15 protein-coding genes are annotated in these 15,389 nt (G+C 46.7%); 9 read left to right on the top strand and 6 right to left on the bottom strand.

The genetic code is table 11. The features are described from left to right. The first annotated feature begins 290 nt into the window (after window positions 1-290). From G9G54_RS04020 to G9G54_RS04010, 3 genes are all read left to right on the top strand, one after another. Complete coding sequence (locus G9G54_RS04020) at window positions 291-3,182, top strand: 2-oxoglutarate dehydrogenase E1 component (protein WP_165176185.1); 2,892 nt, start codon at window positions 291-293, stop codon at window positions 3,180-3,182. A gap of 5 nt (window positions 3,183-3,187) precedes the next feature. Continuing rightward, window positions 3,188-4,486 carry a 2-oxoglutarate dehydrogenase complex dihydrolipoyllysine-residue succinyltransferase gene (odhB, locus tag G9G54_RS04015; protein ID WP_165176183.1) on the top strand — a complete coding sequence of 433 codons (1,299 nt, stop codon included), beginning with the start codon at window positions 3,188-3,190 and terminating at the stop codon, window positions 4,484-4,486. 111 nt (window positions 4,487-4,597) lie between these two features. After that, window positions 4,598-5,128, top strand: coding sequence for a YfiT family bacillithiol transferase (locus G9G54_RS04010; protein ID WP_165176181.1), 531 nt, complete (start codon window positions 4,598-4,600; stop codon window positions 5,126-5,128). A 95-nt stretch (window positions 5,129-5,223) separates the two neighbouring features. Here the strand turns inward: G9G54_RS04010 and G9G54_RS04005 are convergent, their stop codons facing one another. From G9G54_RS04005 to G9G54_RS03990, 4 genes are all read right to left on the bottom strand, one after another. After that, the gene (locus G9G54_RS04005; RefSeq protein WP_165176179.1) at window positions 5,224-6,231 is read right to left on the bottom strand and encodes an alpha/beta fold hydrolase; all 1,008 of its coding nucleotides are present in this window, start codon (window positions 6,229-6,231) and stop codon (window positions 5,224-5,226) included. Between the two features lie 25 nt (window positions 6,232-6,256). Next, complete coding sequence (locus G9G54_RS04000; protein ID WP_023987749.1) at window positions 6,257-7,231, bottom strand: type I phosphomannose isomerase catalytic subunit; 975 nt, start codon at window positions 7,229-7,231, stop codon at window positions 6,257-6,259. Window positions 7,232-7,400: 169 nt separating this feature from the next. Beyond that, window positions 7,401-7,982: a class I SAM-dependent methyltransferase gene (locus tag G9G54_RS03995; RefSeq protein WP_165176177.1), complete on the bottom strand. Its 582-nt coding sequence runs from the start codon at window positions 7,980-7,982 to the stop codon at window positions 7,401-7,403. Continuing rightward, window positions 7,983-8,936 carry a TIGR01212 family radical SAM protein gene (locus G9G54_RS03990; RefSeq protein WP_061829120.1) on the bottom strand — a complete coding sequence of 318 codons (954 nt, stop codon included), beginning with the start codon at window positions 8,934-8,936 and terminating at the stop codon, window positions 7,983-7,985. A gap of 306 nt (window positions 8,937-9,242) precedes the next feature. Here G9G54_RS03990 and G9G54_RS03985 point away from each other — a divergent pair, with 306 nt between their 5' ends. Beyond that, window positions 9,243-9,440: a hypothetical protein gene (locus G9G54_RS03985; protein WP_013309373.1), complete on the top strand. Its 198-nt coding sequence runs from the start codon at window positions 9,243-9,245 to the stop codon at window positions 9,438-9,440. A 104-nt stretch (window positions 9,441-9,544) separates the two neighbouring features. Next, a complete protein-coding gene (gene trmB, locus G9G54_RS03980) occupies window positions 9,545-10,258 on the top strand; it encodes a tRNA (guanosine(46)-N7)-methyltransferase TrmB (protein ID WP_013309374.1) in 714 nt (237 codons plus the stop codon). A gap of 41 nt (window positions 10,259-10,299) precedes the next feature. Here trmB and G9G54_RS03975 read toward each other — a convergent pair whose 3' ends face one another. Next, complete coding sequence (locus G9G54_RS03975; RefSeq protein ID WP_446723015.1) at window positions 10,300-11,433, bottom strand: MGDG synthase family glycosyltransferase; 1,134 nt, start codon at window positions 11,431-11,433, stop codon at window positions 10,300-10,302. A 51-nt stretch (window positions 11,434-11,484) separates the two neighbouring features. Continuing rightward, a complete protein-coding gene (locus tag G9G54_RS03970) occupies window positions 11,485-12,012 on the bottom strand; it encodes a phosphatase PAP2 family protein (protein WP_061829122.1) in 528 nt (175 codons plus the stop codon). A 611-nt stretch (window positions 12,013-12,623) separates the two neighbouring features. Between G9G54_RS03970 and G9G54_RS03965 the strand changes: the two genes are divergently transcribed. The 4 genes from G9G54_RS03965 (at window position 12,624) to rplT (ending at window position 15,303) form a co-directional block, all read left to right on the top strand. Next, window positions 12,624-13,862, top strand: coding sequence for a glycosyltransferase family 2 protein (locus G9G54_RS03965; protein ID WP_069291469.1), 1,239 nt, complete (start codon window positions 12,624-12,626; stop codon window positions 13,860-13,862). 310 nt (window positions 13,863-14,172) lie between these two features. After that, window positions 14,173-14,670 (top strand): translation initiation factor IF-3, encoded by a 498-nt coding sequence (gene infC / locus G9G54_RS03960; RefSeq protein WP_013309378.1) that lies wholly within the window; start codon window positions 14,173-14,175, stop codon window positions 14,668-14,670. A 20-nt stretch (window positions 14,671-14,690) separates the two neighbouring features. Further along, a complete protein-coding gene (rpmI, locus tag G9G54_RS03955) occupies window positions 14,691-14,891 on the top strand; it encodes a 50S ribosomal protein L35 (protein WP_013309379.1) in 201 nt (66 codons plus the stop codon). A gap of 52 nt (window positions 14,892-14,943) precedes the next feature. After that, window positions 14,944-15,303: a 50S ribosomal protein L20 gene (rplT, locus tag G9G54_RS03950; RefSeq protein WP_007429517.1), complete on the top strand. Its 360-nt coding sequence runs from the start codon at window positions 14,944-14,946 to the stop codon at window positions 15,301-15,303. Window positions 15,304-15,389: the final 86 nt, after the last annotated feature.

Here is a 15,389-nt window from a genome sequence, read left to right as displayed (position 1 = left end):
GATATGTTGTTTGAAATAATCAATACGGTAATCGTCTATAATGGGGGGGGAGAATTACAGAATAGCCCGATTCATCTCATTTACGCATGGATATGTTGAGAAAAAGGAAATGCTCATAGCTAGAAAACTTTATACAATGGAAGAGGAATAAGAATTGTGAAATTCGACTTTTGATGAAGGATTTCATATAATGTGAGCATATTGTGAACAACTTAAATTGAAGACTTAATAAAAAAATGAAAATGATTTCCGTCCAGCTATGAATTTCAAAATTTGACGGAGGGAACGAGATGACAATGGAAGAGAGCAACAGACAGGTACCCTGGCAGGCGTATTACGGACCTAATCTAGGTTATGTGCAGGACCAGTATGAAAAGTATGTAGCGGACCCCGGAACGGTTGACCCGGCTTACCGCGAGCTGTTTGATCAATGGGGTGAGCCGCCACAATCCGAATATTCGGCTGCTTCCATGATAGACAACAAATTGCAAGGCCCCCCCACAAGTGCTTTGGGGCACCTTGATTCAAACACATTGCAGAAAGCGGTTACAGCGGGGAAAATGGTGTGGAATATCCGTGAGTACGGACATTTAGCCGCCCAAATCGATCCGCTGGAACTGGATGCAGAGCAGGATACACGCTTGCTTAATCCAGCATCTTACGGTTTAACTGAACAAGACTTGAAGGCTTTTCCAGCCTCTTTAATATGGGATAACGCTCCTGCGGGAACACTTAACGGATGGGAAGCCATTCAACGGTTACGTGTAGCATACACAGGTCCGATTGCCTATGAATTTAGTCATATTCACAACGAGGAGGAACGCCGCTGGCTGAACAGCTATGCAGAATCTGGCTGGTCCTCCAAGCCACTTACAACACAGGAACGCAAGTCGTTGCTAGGCAGATTGGTAGAAGTAGAACAGTTCGAAGAGTTTTTGCATAAAACATTCGTCGGACAGAAACGTTTTTCCATTGAGGGTAATGATGTGCTTGTCCCTGTTCTCGACGAGATTATTCGTCTAACGACAAATGCAGGAGCAAGTCATGTCCTGATGGGTATGGCGCATCGCGGTCGTTTGAATGTACTGGCTCATGTGCTGGGCAAGCCTTACAGTAAAATTTTCTCTGAATTTCATCATTCGCCGAATAAGGATTTGATCCCGTCGGAAGGTTCCACAGGAATTAACTACGGCTGGACTGGCGATGTGAAATATCATCTGGGTGCTGATCGTTTTGTAAAAGATGGGGGAGCGGTGCAGGCCCGTCTGACATTGGCGAATAACCCAAGTCACCTGGAATATGTAAATCCGGTAGTACAAGGATTTTCACGAGCTGCACAGGAAGACCGCAGTGAGGCTGGTTATCCGAAGCTGGATGTGAGCAAGGCAGCTACAATTATTATGCATGGTGATGCGGCTTTCCCAGGTGAAGGTATCGTGGCAGAATCACTTAATTTCACGAATTTGCGTGGCTTCCGTAATGGCGGCACGGTCCATATTATTGTGAATAATCGTTTGGGTTTTACGACAGAGAGTGTCGATTCACGTTCGACCCGTTATGCCAGTGATTTGGCTAAAGGCTATGAAATTCCAATTGTGCATGTGAACGCGGATAATCCTGAAGCCTGCATTGCAGCGGCACGTATGGCTGGTGAATATCGCAATCGTTTCAAGAAGGATTTTTTGATTGATCTGATTGGTTACCGTCGTTATGGTCACAATGAATCCGATGACCCGGAAACAACACAACCGCTGGTATACCGTAAGGTGAAGAATCATCCGACGGTGAGCAAATTATATGCTCAAAAGCTGATGAAGCAGGGTATAGTGGATGAAGCGTTTAGTGCCGGCCTCATTGAAAAGGTCCAAAACAGACTGAAGGAAGCGCATGAGCATGTGAAGAATCAACCGGAACAAGAGCCGGAAATGACTCCTGTGAAGGCGAAAAAGAATCAGAATTCTATGGTACGTACTGCAGTGGAATTGAAAAAGCTGCGCCAAATCAATGAAAACTTACTCAAATGGCCACAGGCTTTTCATGTATATCCGAAGCTGGATCGAATTTTACAGCGTAGAAAAACCGCTCTGAACGAGGGGGAAAAGGTAGATTGGAGCTTGGCGGAGACGCTGGCTTTGGCCACCATTCTCGCAGACGGCAAGCCTATTCGTATGACAGGTCAGGATGCGGAGCGAGCTACATTTGCTCACCGTAACCTTGTGCTGCATGAGCCTGAAACAGGCCGGACACATTGCCCGTTGCATACATTGCCGGAAGCACGTGCTTCATTCAGTATTCATAACAGTCCATTGTCTGAGGCATCTGTCCTCGGCTTTGAATACGGTTATAACGTCTATTCTCCTGAAACGTTGGTGATTTGGGAAGCACAATTCGGCGATTTTGCCAACTGTGCACAGGTTATTTTCGACCAATTTATTTCGGCGGGCCGTGCCAAATGGAGACAGAAATCCAGTCTGGTGATGCTGTTACCACATGGTAGCGAAGGACAAGGACCGGAGCATACGAGCGCACGTCTGGAGCGTTTTCTCCAGTTGTCCGCACAAAATAACTGGACTGTCGCTAATTTGAGCAGTGCCTCACAGTATTTCCATCTGCTGCGCCGTCAGGCTGCATTAAGCGAAAGTGAGGAAGCCCGCCCGCTTGTGATGATGTCGCCGAAGAGCCTGATTCGTAATAATCGTGTCGCTTCGCCTGCTTCTGAATTCAGCGAAGGAGCATTCCGTCCTGTGTTGGAACAGCCTGGTCTGGGTGCACGTCCGGATCGTGTAGAGCGCATTGTACTGTGCAGTGGCAAGATTGCCATTGATCTCGAAGAAGCATTGGAAAAGGATAAGAATGAGGCAGAAGAGCGTCTGCATATTATTCGTGTGGAGCAGTTATACCCTTTCCCGGAAGAGGAAATTAAGAATGTTTTCAGCCGCTTCCCGCATGTTAAGGAGTTCGTATGGGCTCAGGAAGAACCTAAAAATATGGGGGCCTGGAGTTACATGGAGCCTCGTCTGCGGGAAGTTGTGCCACAGGGAGCGGAAATTCGTTACGCAGGCAGACCGGATCGTTCCAGCCCGGCAAGCGGTTATCAGCAAGTACACAGCCTAGAACAACAGCGAATTATTCAATCGGCGTTGAAGCAGAATTCCAATAACAATATTACACTGGGGAGGTAGCGGCTGTGAGCGATATTATTGTGCCAGCAATGGGAGAATCCATCACGGAAGGAACAATCTCTAAATGGCTTGTGAAGGAAGGGGATTCCGTAGGACAGGGAGATGTTCTACTGGAGCTGGAAACCGATAAGGTCAATCTGGAAATTAGTGCGGAAGAAGCAGGTGTGGTCCAGAAAATCCTTCGTCAGGAGGGAGATACTGTGGTCATCGGTGAAGCTGTTGGCTTGATCGGAAGCGGCAGTGGTGGTGCGGAATCAACCGGTGCTGGAGAAGTAGCGGCGACTCAAGCGCCTGAAGCACCGTCCGTAGCGACTTCACCGTCTTCCGTAAGAGGCGGCGTTAAAGCAGAAGAAAAGTCTGCACCGCCTATTTCATCGAATGTCGACGGGAATGGCCAGACGGCATCACCATCCGCCCGGAAGCTGGCGCGTGAGCGCGGAATTGATCTAGAGCAGGTACAGGGAAAGGACCCGCTCGGACGTGTGTTTCAGGAGGACGTAAAAACGCATAACAGCGCTGAAGTTGCGCGTGCAGCATCTGTACCTGCGTCTCCCGCTACTAGCAAGCCTGCGCCTCCGTCTCCAGCTCAAACGGAGTACAGCAAGCCTGTGGAACGCCAGCGGATGTCTCGACGCAGAGCGACGATCGCTAAGCGTCTTGTTGAAGCACAGCAAACAGCAGCCATGCTCACCACTTTTAATGAAGTGGATATGACCGCCATTCTCGATGTGCGTAAACGCCGTAAAGATAAATTTAAGGAAAAACATGATGTAGGTTTGGGCTTTATGTCCTTCTTTACAAAGGCAGTGGTTGGCGCACTCAAGCGCTTTCCTACCGTGAATGCAGAAATTAACGGCGATGATATCGTACTGAAAAAATACTATGATATCGGGATCGCTGTATCTGCCAAGGAAGGTTTGGTCGTGCCAGTTGTGCGGGATGCCGATCGTCTTGGCTTTGCTGAGATCGAGAAGAGCATTGCAGATTTGGCTGGCAAAGCACGCTCCAATTCGCTTTCTCTGGCCGACTTGCAAGGAGGAACTTTTACCATAACCAATGGAGGTATTTTCGGTTCCCTGTTGTCTACGCCAATTCTCAATACGCCGCAAGTGGGTATCTTGGGGATGCATAAAATCCAACTTCGCCCGATTGCCATCGACGAGGAACGTATGGAAAATCGTCCGATGATGTATATCGCGTTATCCTACGATCACCGTATTATTGATGGTAGCGAGGCGGTTCGTTTCCTGGTAACGGTCAAAGAATTGCTGGAAGATCCGGAATCATTGTTGCTGGAAGGGTAAAATAAATCGGGCAAAAGCAGACTCTTGCGAGTCTGCTTTTTTTCCTGCATAGTTATAACATAAGGCAACTGACATTACAGGCAGTAGATGTAGAGAAGGGCGGGAACTGTTTTGGACAAAGACTTGCGCTATCCGATAGGATCATTCGTTGTTCCAGACACCATTACAGAAGAACAGCTTATCGCATGGATTCACGACATTGCTGAATTGCCTGCACAGCTGCGTCAGGCGGTCGAAGGACTGAACGAGCAGCAGCTAAATACGCCTTATCGCGAAGGGGGCTGGACGATTCGGCAGGTCGTTCATCATGTGGCAGACAGCCATATGAACAGCTATATCCGTTTTAAGCTGGCGCTGACGGAGGATACACCAACGATCAAGCCATATGATGAGGGGCGTTGGGCCGAAATACCAGACGCCAGGGAGCTTCCACTGGAACCTTCGTTGCAATTGCTGGAAGGACTGCATGAACGGTGGGTAACCGTGTTACGATCGTTGGGAGAGGATCAGCTACACCGAACATTTATTCATCCTGAATCGGGCCAGACGATCCGCCTGGAACGAAACATCGGCATCTATGCTTGGCATGGCAAGCATCACACAGCTCATATTACTTCCCTGAGAGAACGAAATGCATGGTGATTTTTAAAATTATACCCAGATGAATATAACGGAATAGAAAAGAAACCTTTAATCCCACTTTAATCGTGGTTTTAAAGGTTTCTTTTCTTATTTCCTCATAAGGCTGATGACTTGGGAGAGTTTGATTGTCCGGGTGCCTCGGAGTCTCCAGACAATGCAGAAACGGAGGTCACCCCTGTGTTAACATGACGATCGAGCCAGTCTACGATGTCACTCATCACCTCGTCGCGGTTTGTTTCATGAAGCATCTCATGGCGACCGTCAGGGTAGAGGCGATATTCGATGTCCTGAAGCTCTAGGCTTCGATACATTTCCACTAGTGACAACACACCTTTACCGAACATACCCACTGGATCACGATCCCCGGCAAAAATATAAACTGGCAGTTTGGGATTGATGTGTTTCAGCGAGGAAGGCCAGTGGATTTCTTGCAATAGCCTGAAAAAATCCAGAAAAAAGCCTGTAGTGCAAATAGCTCCGCATAATGGGTCGTGTACGAACTGATCTACTTCCTCAGGATCACGGGACAGCCAGTCAAACGCCGTACGCACCGGACGAAAGGCACGATTAAAGCCGCCAAAGACCATAGCGTTGAGCAGCATGCTGCGATGATCCATTCCTTGCAGCTTGGCTTGCAGTAGAGCAACTTGCTCTCCGAGTTTTAGGAGACCACGTCGTCCGTTGGTTCCCGATAAAATAAACCCGTGATACGTTTGCCGATCATCATACATAATTTTCTGGGTTAAAAAGGACCCCATGCTGTGACCCAGCAAAAAACGAGACTGATCAGGGAATTCCTTAGCTGCAATTTCGCCTAGCTCCAGCATGCCGTTTGCCATTCGATTAAACGCATTAGCTCCCGGCATACCTAGCTTATCAGGATCACCAGCCGTGCGCCCGTGACCGATATGATCGTTGGCATAAACGCCATAACCGCAAGCAGTAAGCTTTTCGGCCAGTCGGATGTAGCGATAGGACGTCTCGCACATACCATGCGAAATTTGGACAATCCCCTTAATGGGCAAATTCTGATCAGGCAGCCAGCGGTAGGCAAAAAGCTCTGTTCCGTCATTTTCAGCGATGGTGAAGGTGTATTCCCGCATAATTAGACATCACATCCTTTAAGCATTAAGGAAGATAAGATCTAAGTACGGTCATTCCGTCATTCAGCGTGTAACCGCTCAGGTTAGCGGGCAACAGGAAGCAATCTCCAGCTTTACAGGAAAGAGACTCGGTATTATTGTTCCATGTTATGGTCCCACTGCCTTCACAAATCACGAGAATGGTAAAGCTGTCTTCCGTTGTAGAAAGTGCCCAACTTCCATCTACGATACCCTTTTCCACAACAAAATACTCACAGGCTGCCAACTGGAGCCATTTACCAGGCTGTAAGCCGTCCGTTTTCATCGTTGTTGCGCCTGCACCTTCGTAGGAGGTTACATTGAGGGAATCCTCGATATGCAACTCACGAGGCTTGCCGTCCAGTCCGGGGCGATTGTAGTCATATAAGCGATAGGTAGTATCCGAATTTTGCTGGATTTCAGCAACGACAACGCCTGCACACAGTGCATGTACGGTTCCGGCGGGGATGAAGAACGTATCGCCTGCTTCGACTGGAACCTGGCGCAAACTGCCGAGGATATCCCCACTTTCAAGAGCTGTGCGCAGACTCTCGCGGGTTACACCTTCGGTCAGACCATAAATAATCTTGGCATCTGGCTTGGCATCAAGCACGTACCACATTTCAGTTTTTCCTAATTCTCCGGCTGGAAGTCCTGCGTAATCATCTGTCGGATGCACCTGAACGGATAAGTCATCATTACAATCCAGTAGTTTGATTAAAAGTGGGAATCGTCCGCCTTTTTCCGATACACCCTTGGCCCCGAGCCAATCCTGCCCGTAGGTCTCGCGGATTTCATCCAGTCCTTTGCCTGCCAGCTCACCATTGATAACCGTTGTTGTTCCGTTTGGATGATCGGCAATCATCCATCCTTCCCCGATATGTCCTTCTGGTGGGGTTAGACCAAATTGCTCTAAGGCCCGTCCTCCCCAAACTCTCTCTTTGAACTCAGGTTGAAATTGCAGCGGGTATGGCTTTAGCATAATTTCTCTCCTCCATAATGAGTAATGAGTGCGACCTAACAGAATAGGGAAATCAATAACGTGCCGCTGGGGCAATAAACTGGGATGAATAGTGCCCAAACGAGCTTAAAAAATAATATATGTAAGGCGGCTTAAAAAGCCGCTCATAACCTGAGTTTAAAATCCGACATTATTTCTTCTCAACCGCCACTACGAAAGGCGAAGCGGCTCGTTGTAATTGACGATAAATAATGCTTTGACCGCTGGAGACCGGGAGAGCAGAAGCCCATTGAAGAACGGCATCTGCTTCTTCACTGCCTCCGGCGTGTCCTGGATATAACACGGCAGTCAGAATGCCGCGTGGTCGCAGCAATTGTAAGGCAGCATCAAGTGCGACGAGCGTGCTGTCTGTTTGGGTGATGACAGTAGGATCGGCGCCTTCGGAAGGCAAGTAGCCCAGGTTAAACATGACCGCAGCGACTTTGCCATGCAGCATGTCCGGAACGGCCTCCTGCATTTGCTCATGACCTTGTAGCAGTAGCGATACTTCTGCTAATGAAGGAGAAGCGTTTTCTTCCAGTCGACGACGGGCGCAATGCAGTGCTTCTTGTTGGATGTCGAAGCCATAGACACGGCCCCGTTTGCCAGCAGCTTTTGCCAGAAACAACGTGTCTGCTCCTGTGCCGACGGTGGCGTCTATAGCAGTATCGCCTGGCTGCACCCGCGCAGCCACCAATTGATGAGCGTAGCTCAGGACGGATAGGAACCCCATTTAAGGTTGCCTCCAGTATTTTCCCTGCCACGTTTCACGTGACTTTAGTTCATGATCAATGGCATTAAGCACTTCCCATTTTTTAAGCGACCACATGGGTCCCATTAGCAAATCGCGTGGGGCATCTCCGGTTAACCGATGAACGATCATTTCGGGAGGTAAAAACTCCAGCGTATCAACTATCAGCTTAACGTATTCGTCCTTTTCCAGAAAGCGTAGCAATCCCGCTTCATATTGCTTGACCATGGGCGTTTTGCGCATGAGATGCAGCAGGTGGATTTTGATGCCCTGCACATCCATAGCGGCTACCGCCCGTCCCGTATCGAGCATCATTTCATGCGTCTCTTGGGGCAGACCATAAATGATGTGGGCGCACACGCGGATATTCCGCTTGCGCAGCTTTTCCACCGCATCCAGATAGCATTGAGTATCATGAGCGCGGTTAATCAGCTCTGAGGTCGATTCATGGACAGTTTGCAGACCCATTTCGACCCATAGGTACGTGCGTTCGTTTAGCTCGGCAAGGTAATCCACTACATCGTCAGGCAGGCAATCAGGACGTGTAGCGATGGACAGACCGACAACACCGGGCTGCTCCAGAATAACCTCGAAGTATTCTCGCAGTTCCTCAACCGGGGCATACGTATTAGTATAGGCTTGAAAATAGCCAATATATTTGGCGTTTGGCCATTTTAGATGCTGCCGATCCCGAATCGTATTGAACTGGGTGACCAGATCATCACGACGACGCCCGGCAAAATCACCCGATCCGCGTGCGCTACAAAAGGTGCAACCCCCTTTAGCGATAGAGCCATCGCGATTCGGACAGGTAAAACCGGCATCCAGCATGACTTTGAACACTTTATTTTGAAATTGCTCACGCATTTCGTAATTCCAAGTATGGAACCGTTTATCTCCCCACAGGAGAGGAGCAGGCAATAAATCTGTTTTCATGGGTGTACTCCTTTTTTTACGATCACCCTATTGTAACAAAAATCAGTCTTCATTGGGAATCATTTGACCGAACAAGTCAATAAAATGTGCGTATTTTATGGCGTTGCGGATTGAAAAAGGTTACACAATGTGTTATATTGTAAGCGGTACCAGACATACAATAAAAGGACTGTTTTCGATCCTGAAGATAAAAGTTATCCGTTGCTAATGATTATTCTTCAGGGAGGCAGCTATGCTGTTTCTATCGCCTGTTTTAGGGTAAGTGCACGTCGGTTCCATCACAAATAACCCGTGAGGTGATCTTTTATGAATGCGCAGGATAAGACGCGTATGGATAAAGTTACTGTTGAGTTAACCTTTGATGAGGCGTTGGCATTGACTGGTGTCCGTTTTGGGCAGGATCGTCAGATTGGAACGACCGCACGTCAAAAAATCAGAGCGGCTTGCCAAAAGACAATTGATTTTTCACCTGCTGATGGGGTAGACTATGAACAATTAAATTAGTTGGACCCCAATCCAAATATATTGAAAAAGGAATTTCATTTCCGTATCTTCAAGCGGGGGTGAAATTCCTTTTTCCTTGATAACAGAGTATATGGAGGAGTAACATGCGTTTACGCGGAAGAAAAGGAATTCGGGAAAGTCTGGAAGAACAGCAGGACCTAGTCATCTTGGAGCCAGCACAGTATAAGGGGAAATGGCAGCAGCTTTTTGGTAATGATCGTCCCATTCATGTAGAGTTCGGTATGGGTAAAGGGCAATTTATAAGCCAAATGAGCTTCCGGAATCCGGAGGTTAACTATATTGGCTTTGATATGTATGATGAGCTGGTTCGCCGTGCAACAGAAAAGTCTCGTCTGGCCTGGAGTAATTCAGAGGTTGATACGCCGCCTAATATCAAATTGGCACTGGCAAACATCGAACAGATCGAAAATGTTTTTGAACCAGGAGAGATTGAACGCATTTATCTGAATTTTAGTGATCCCTGGCCTAAAGCCAAACATGCACGTCGTCGTTTGACGCATCCGCGTTTTTTGGACAAGTACCGTCAGCTTTTGAACAGCAAAGGACAAATTCATTTTAAGACCGATTCGGAGACACTGTTTGAGTTTTCTCTGAATTCGTTTGCCGATAGTGGTTTGCAGATGACGAATATTTCGTTAAACCTTCATCGTGAGGGGATTAACGAGGAGCATGTCATGACGGAATATGAACAAAAGTTTATGGGCAAAGGTATGAATATTCATCGAGTCGAGGTGCTGATCGGCAAAGATGCTTTGGAAGAGTACGGAAAAACACGCCTTGAAAAGTACGGGAAATAAAAACAGATCAAATGGATAAAATAAGACAGGGTGCTTCCTTATTAGGAAAGCACCCTGTTCGGTTCCAGTATATCCAAAATACTCTGTGCGCTCTGAAGAGGATAATATCGCGCTACATTATGGACGTGCTCCTGTCGCTTGCGGACGATTTCTGGAAAATCGTGTAGCAGTCGGTTCATCCATTTAACGACAACATCCAGCGAAGTAATCGGTTCTCCGAAGCCTTGAGCCGTAAAGTATTGACAATTTTCCTCCTCCTGTCCAGGGAGAGGTTTGTGAAACAGCATCGGAATCCCTTTGGCCAATCCCTCGGTGCATGTCATTCCGCCGGGTTTGGTGATGAGCAGATTCGATACCTCCATTAATTTGTCGATTTCCCGTGTAAATCCGAAGATATGAATATTTGGATGATTAAACCTGGAATCCAACTGCATTTTACGACGAATTTTATCATTATGCCCCAAACAAAAAATAAATTGAATGTTATCTCTCCACTGAGTAAGCGAACGATGTATGACTTCGTCATTCATAAGGCCCCAGCCGCCACCCATAACGAGTACGGTCGGGATGGGTTTAAGTCCAAATTGTTCTCTAATTTCATCGTGCCCAGGATGTTCCCAAAAATTTGGATGAACGGGAATACCGGTCACCTGGATTTTCGAGATGGATACTCCGCGTGCGCGCAGCTTACGCATGACTTCAGGCGTAGATACAAAGTACCGGTCAACCTCGGGACTAATCCATGTTCCATGTGCATCGTAGTCTGTAATGACAGTACAAAGCGGAACATGTAAGCCTAAGCGCTTCAAACGTGAAATTACCGCGCTTGGGATGGGATGAGTACATACCACCAAATCGGGACGAAGCTGCCGGAGAATGTTTCGGGTCTGCGTGTAGAACAGACGGTGCAAAGCGAGCGTTGTAAGACGGTTTAATGATTTTTTGTACTGATGACGGTAAACCAATCCGACTAGACGAGGCTGCGATACAACAGTCTTCTTGTATGCTGTAATAATAAGCGGGGCCATTCTTGGATTCAAAAAACTCCCCAGCTCCAGCACTCTGGTCTGCACATTCGGAGAAAGCTTCCGCAAACTGCTTGAGAGCGCGTAGGCAGCTTGAGTATGTCCGGCACCGAAACCTTCCGATAATAATAACACTCGTTTTTTAGCCACTCTCATTTCACCTGTTCCTGCTGGGATGTTCTCAATCATACCATATCGGCTTTAAGGCCAGAATGCAACCGTTCCTATTGCTGCAGACGTTCCGATGACCGCTCCTGCGAGTACATCCGTTGGGTAGTGAAGACCCAGATAAATTCGAGAAAAACCAACAATTGTCGCTACAGGCAACAGCAGCAATGTTAGCATCGGTGACTGTAGCATGAAAGGCACGGTAGCTGAAAAAATAGCGGTCGTGTGCCCTGAGGGAAAAGAATGGTCCGACAAGGGGTTGCGGAATGTATTTGTACCTGGTAGCGCCAAATACGGGCGAATCCGCGGGTACAGCTTTTTAACGATAGCTACGGGGATGTGACTGACCCCGAGAGCGATGGCTCCCTTCATACCGGTATCTTTCCACGGATTCGGAGCGAGCCACCAAATAAGGAGTGTGGAGGCTATAGTAAAGGTAGCCCCGCCTAAATGTGTGAGATAATAAAGCCAGAAGTTCAAAAAACGGTTGTGTAAGCGTCCGTTGATCCATTTGAACAACTGCTGCTCCAGATTTACAAGTTTTACGACTAGACGTTGCATTTGGTTTCCTCCGGTTGCCGGTTCAGGTCAGTCGGCAAATATTTTGAGTCATTTTGACATAATCAGACCATAAGTAATTATTCTCTTGCTCTCATCATATTTTTAAACGCTGTTCATTTCAAGAATCACTAAAGATTCATAACTTACTTGGTTCAATTCTACACAAAAATGTTAATGGAATATAAGCCAAATTGTATAACTTTCTTTGCGTTCATCCGTCTAATAAGATAGAGTGTTTAGAAGTGGTTGCTAATTGGCCCACAAAAAGGAGGGACCAAAGAAATAAAAAGTTAGCAAATGGATGAAAATAAGACCTAAGCGTCATCAATGAGAAGACCAGCGCCGCATTCCCGGTTCAAACGGGAGTTTGTTGTGTTTTTTTGCTGCTGAGACCGGTTTAAGGGCTTTGACAAAAGATTGAAAACCAACGAAAATCGTAATGGCATTCCTGTGTCAGCCAAAAGGGGGCTGCGCACAGCCAATGAAGAAAGCAAGGGTCGGGTCAAAAACTACAGAAAAGGCGCGCAAAGCGCCGCAACTTGCGCTACACAGATAGAAAACAAACAAACGCAAGATTTTAAGGGGTATAAAAAAGGGGGTAACAAGAGATCATGTTAGACGCTATTTTTGTGACGCTCCAGGTCATACTGGCGGTGATCGCAGTCTATCAGTTTGCATTCTCCTTGTTCGGATTGGTTCGCAAGAAAAGGAAAGAGCACGCGGCTCCAGAAAAATCATTTGCCATTTTAGTCGCTGCCCACAATGAAGAACAGGTTGTCGGAGCATTGATGGAAAATTTGAAGCAACTTGATTATCCGAAGGAACTTTACGATGTGTTCGTAATCTGTGATAACTGCACAGATAAGACTGCGGATATTGTTCGCGCTCACGGCATGAATGCTTGTGAACGTACGAATCCAAATCTGCGTGGTAAAGGCTACGCTATTGAGTGGATGCTCAAGGAATTATGGGCTATGCCGCGCCAATATGATGCCATTGTCATGTTTGATGCTGACAATTTGGCGCATACCAATTTCTTGAGTGAAATGAACAATGATCTGTGCACAGGTGCCCGTGTTATTCAGGGGTACATTGATACTAAGAATCCTGAGGATTCTTGGATTACAGCGGCATACGGGGTATCTTATTGGTACATCAACCGTTTGTGGCAGCTGTCACGTCACAATCTGAACATGGCTAATTTCCTCGGTGGTACAGGCATGTGCTTTGAAACAAATCTGCTTAAGGAAATGGGCTGGGGTGCAACAAGTCTCGTAGAGGATTTGGAATTCACCATGCGCTGCACACAACGCAACGTATATCCAAGATTTAATTACGATGCCAAGGTATATGATGAAAAGCCGTTGACATTCAAAGCTTCGTCCAGACAGCGTCTGCGCTGGATGCAAGGTCACTTCACGGTCGCTCGTCGTTATTTCTTCCCGTTGCTGTGGCAAAGTATCAAGCATAGAAGCCTGATTAAATTCGATATGGCTCTTTATGGTCTAAACGTGTATATCGTACTGCTCACCTTCTTGATGACAGTAGCTATGTGGATAGATATAGCGTTATTTGGTGGACCTAATATCGAAAATATTTATGTACAATTCCCGGCTTGGACTGGTGTTATAGCTGTGGGTCTGAATATTACTACCTTTGTGATCGCGATGATTTTGGAAAAGGTCACGTTCAAAAAAGTATATCTGTACCTGCTGCTATTCCCGGTATATCTGGTCTCGTGGTATCCGATTACGTTCTATGCGTTCTTTACACAGAACAACAAGCAATGGAGCCATACCCAGCACACGCGTGTCGTTCGCCTGGAAGAGGTTCAGAGCAAGCAAGGTTAATTGGACGATGAAATAGGACTGAAGATCGGTGTCATTCATTTTCTATTAAAGTGTTGACACCTCGATTGCACCGTGATAAGATATTCGAGTATGTTAATTGAAAAGTATGGATTAACAAGTAGAAGGTCCGACTTCTCACCTGCCCGGTATTGCCGGCTGGTCATGATCCAATGATTTGTGAATTGAACTTTCATGATGAATTGAGTATCAGACAGGGATGTCGGCTGTGTAGTCGTCATCCCTTTTTTGTGCTTAAACACAATACAACAATAACAGGTTCTGGAGGTGGAGGGTTATTAGTAAGGAACATATGATCAATGATGAGATTCGGGTGAGAGAAGTACGTCTAGTTGGTGCGAATGGGGAACAAATCGGGATTACACCGACGCGTGAAGCTTTGCAAATGGCGATTGACGCAAACTTGGATCTCGTAAACGTGGCGCCTCAAGCGAAGCCGCCCGTGTGTCGGATTATGGATTACGGTAAATTCCGCTATGAGCAACAGAAGAAAGAAAAGGAAGCCCGTAAAAACCAGAAGATCGTTGACATCAAAGAGGTATGGTTCCGTTCCAACATCGAGGAACATGACTACCAAACCAAGTTTCGCAATGTGGTAAAGTTCCTGAATGAAGGGGACAAGGTGAAATGCTCCGTTCGTTTCCGCGGTCGTGAAATTACCCATGCTAATGTGGGTCAAAAAATTCTCGAACGTGTGAAATTGGAAGTTGCTGATCTTTGTACCGTGGAGCGCCAACCCAAGCTCGAAGGACGCAGCATGATTATGATATTGGCTCCAAAGAGTCAATGACAAATTAAGGAGGAAGTTCAATGCCTAAAATGAAAACACATAGCAGCCTTAAAGGCCGCTTCAAAATTACCGGTACTGGTAAAGTAATGCGTTACAAAGCTTACAAAAACCATTTGCTTTCCCACAAATCCAAACGTGCAAAACGCGTTCTAGGTACTAACCCTGAGATGGCACCTGGGGACGTTAAGCGTCTGAAACAAGGTCTTGCTAACCTGAAATAGCACTAGCACTGCAATGAATGAAGTATAAACATTATTTGGGAGGTCTATTGATATGGCAAGAGTAAAGGGCGGATTCGTCGTTCGTCGTCGTCATAAAAAAGTATTGAAGCTTGCTAAAGGTTATTTTGGTTCCAAACACCGCATTTTTAAAACAGCTAACGAGCAGGTAATGAAATCGCTTGTTTACGCATACCGTGACCGTCGTCAGACGAAACGTAACTTCCGCAGACTGTGGATCGTGCGTATCAACGCAGCAGCTCGTTTGAACGGTTTGTCTTACAGCAAATTGATGCACGGTCTGAAATTGGCTGGTGTGGACATTAACCGCAAAATCTTGGCTGATCTTGCAGTCAATGATATTAATGCATTCAACTCTTTGGCAACTGTTGCTAAAGGCAAAATCAACGCTTAATTATTAATAATGAAGGCGTGGAAACCGCGAAAGCGGTAAAAAGGTATCCCAAGCAGTACGCTGTGTAGGGATGCCTTTTTTTGTAC

The organism is Paenibacillus sp. EKM212P (genome assembly GCF_011066115.1).
Classification (GTDB): domain Bacteria; phylum Bacillota; class Bacilli; order Paenibacillales; family Paenibacillaceae; genus Paenibacillus; species Paenibacillus polymyxa_B.
This window is presented reverse-complemented; position numbering and strand designations above follow the sequence as displayed.

What these genes read in the sequence shown, in the direction of transcription:
- G9G54_RS04020 (WP_165176185.1), top strand. Translation starts at nt 291, where the DNA reads ATGACAATGGAAGAGAGCAACAGACAGGTACCCTGGCAGGCGTATTAC.
- G9G54_RS04005 (WP_165176179.1), bottom strand. Translation starts at nt 6,231, where the DNA reads ATGCGGGAATACACCTTCACCATCGCTGAAAATGACGGAACAGAGCTT.
- G9G54_RS04000 (WP_023987749.1), bottom strand. Translation starts at nt 7,231, where the DNA reads ATGCTAAAGCCATACCCGCTGCAATTTCAACCTGAGTTCAAAGAGAGA.
- G9G54_RS03995 (WP_165176177.1), bottom strand. Translation starts at nt 7,982, where the DNA reads ATGGGGTTCCTATCCGTCCTGAGCTACGCTCATCAATTGGTGGCTGCG.
- G9G54_RS03990 (WP_061829120.1), bottom strand. Translation starts at nt 8,936, where the DNA reads ATGAAAACAGATTTATTGCCTGCTCCTCTCCTGTGGGGAGATAAACGG.
- G9G54_RS03985 (WP_013309373.1), top strand. Translation starts at nt 9,243, where the DNA reads ATGAATGCGCAGGATAAGACGCGTATGGATAAAGTTACTGTTGAGTTA.
- trmB (WP_013309374.1), top strand. Translation starts at nt 9,545, where the DNA reads ATGCGTTTACGCGGAAGAAAAGGAATTCGGGAAAGTCTGGAAGAACAG.
- G9G54_RS03970 (WP_061829122.1), bottom strand. Translation starts at nt 12,012, where the DNA reads ATGCAACGTCTAGTCGTAAAACTTGTAAATCTGGAGCAGCAGTTGTTC.
- G9G54_RS03965 (WP_069291469.1), top strand. Translation starts at nt 12,624, where the DNA reads ATGTTAGACGCTATTTTTGTGACGCTCCAGGTCATACTGGCGGTGATC.
- infC (WP_013309378.1), top strand. Translation starts at nt 14,173, where the DNA reads ATGATCAATGATGAGATTCGGGTGAGAGAAGTACGTCTAGTTGGTGCG.
- rpmI (WP_013309379.1), top strand. Translation starts at nt 14,691, where the DNA reads ATGCCTAAAATGAAAACACATAGCAGCCTTAAAGGCCGCTTCAAAATT.
- rplT (WP_007429517.1), top strand. Translation starts at nt 14,944, where the DNA reads ATGGCAAGAGTAAAGGGCGGATTCGTCGTTCGTCGTCGTCATAAAAAA.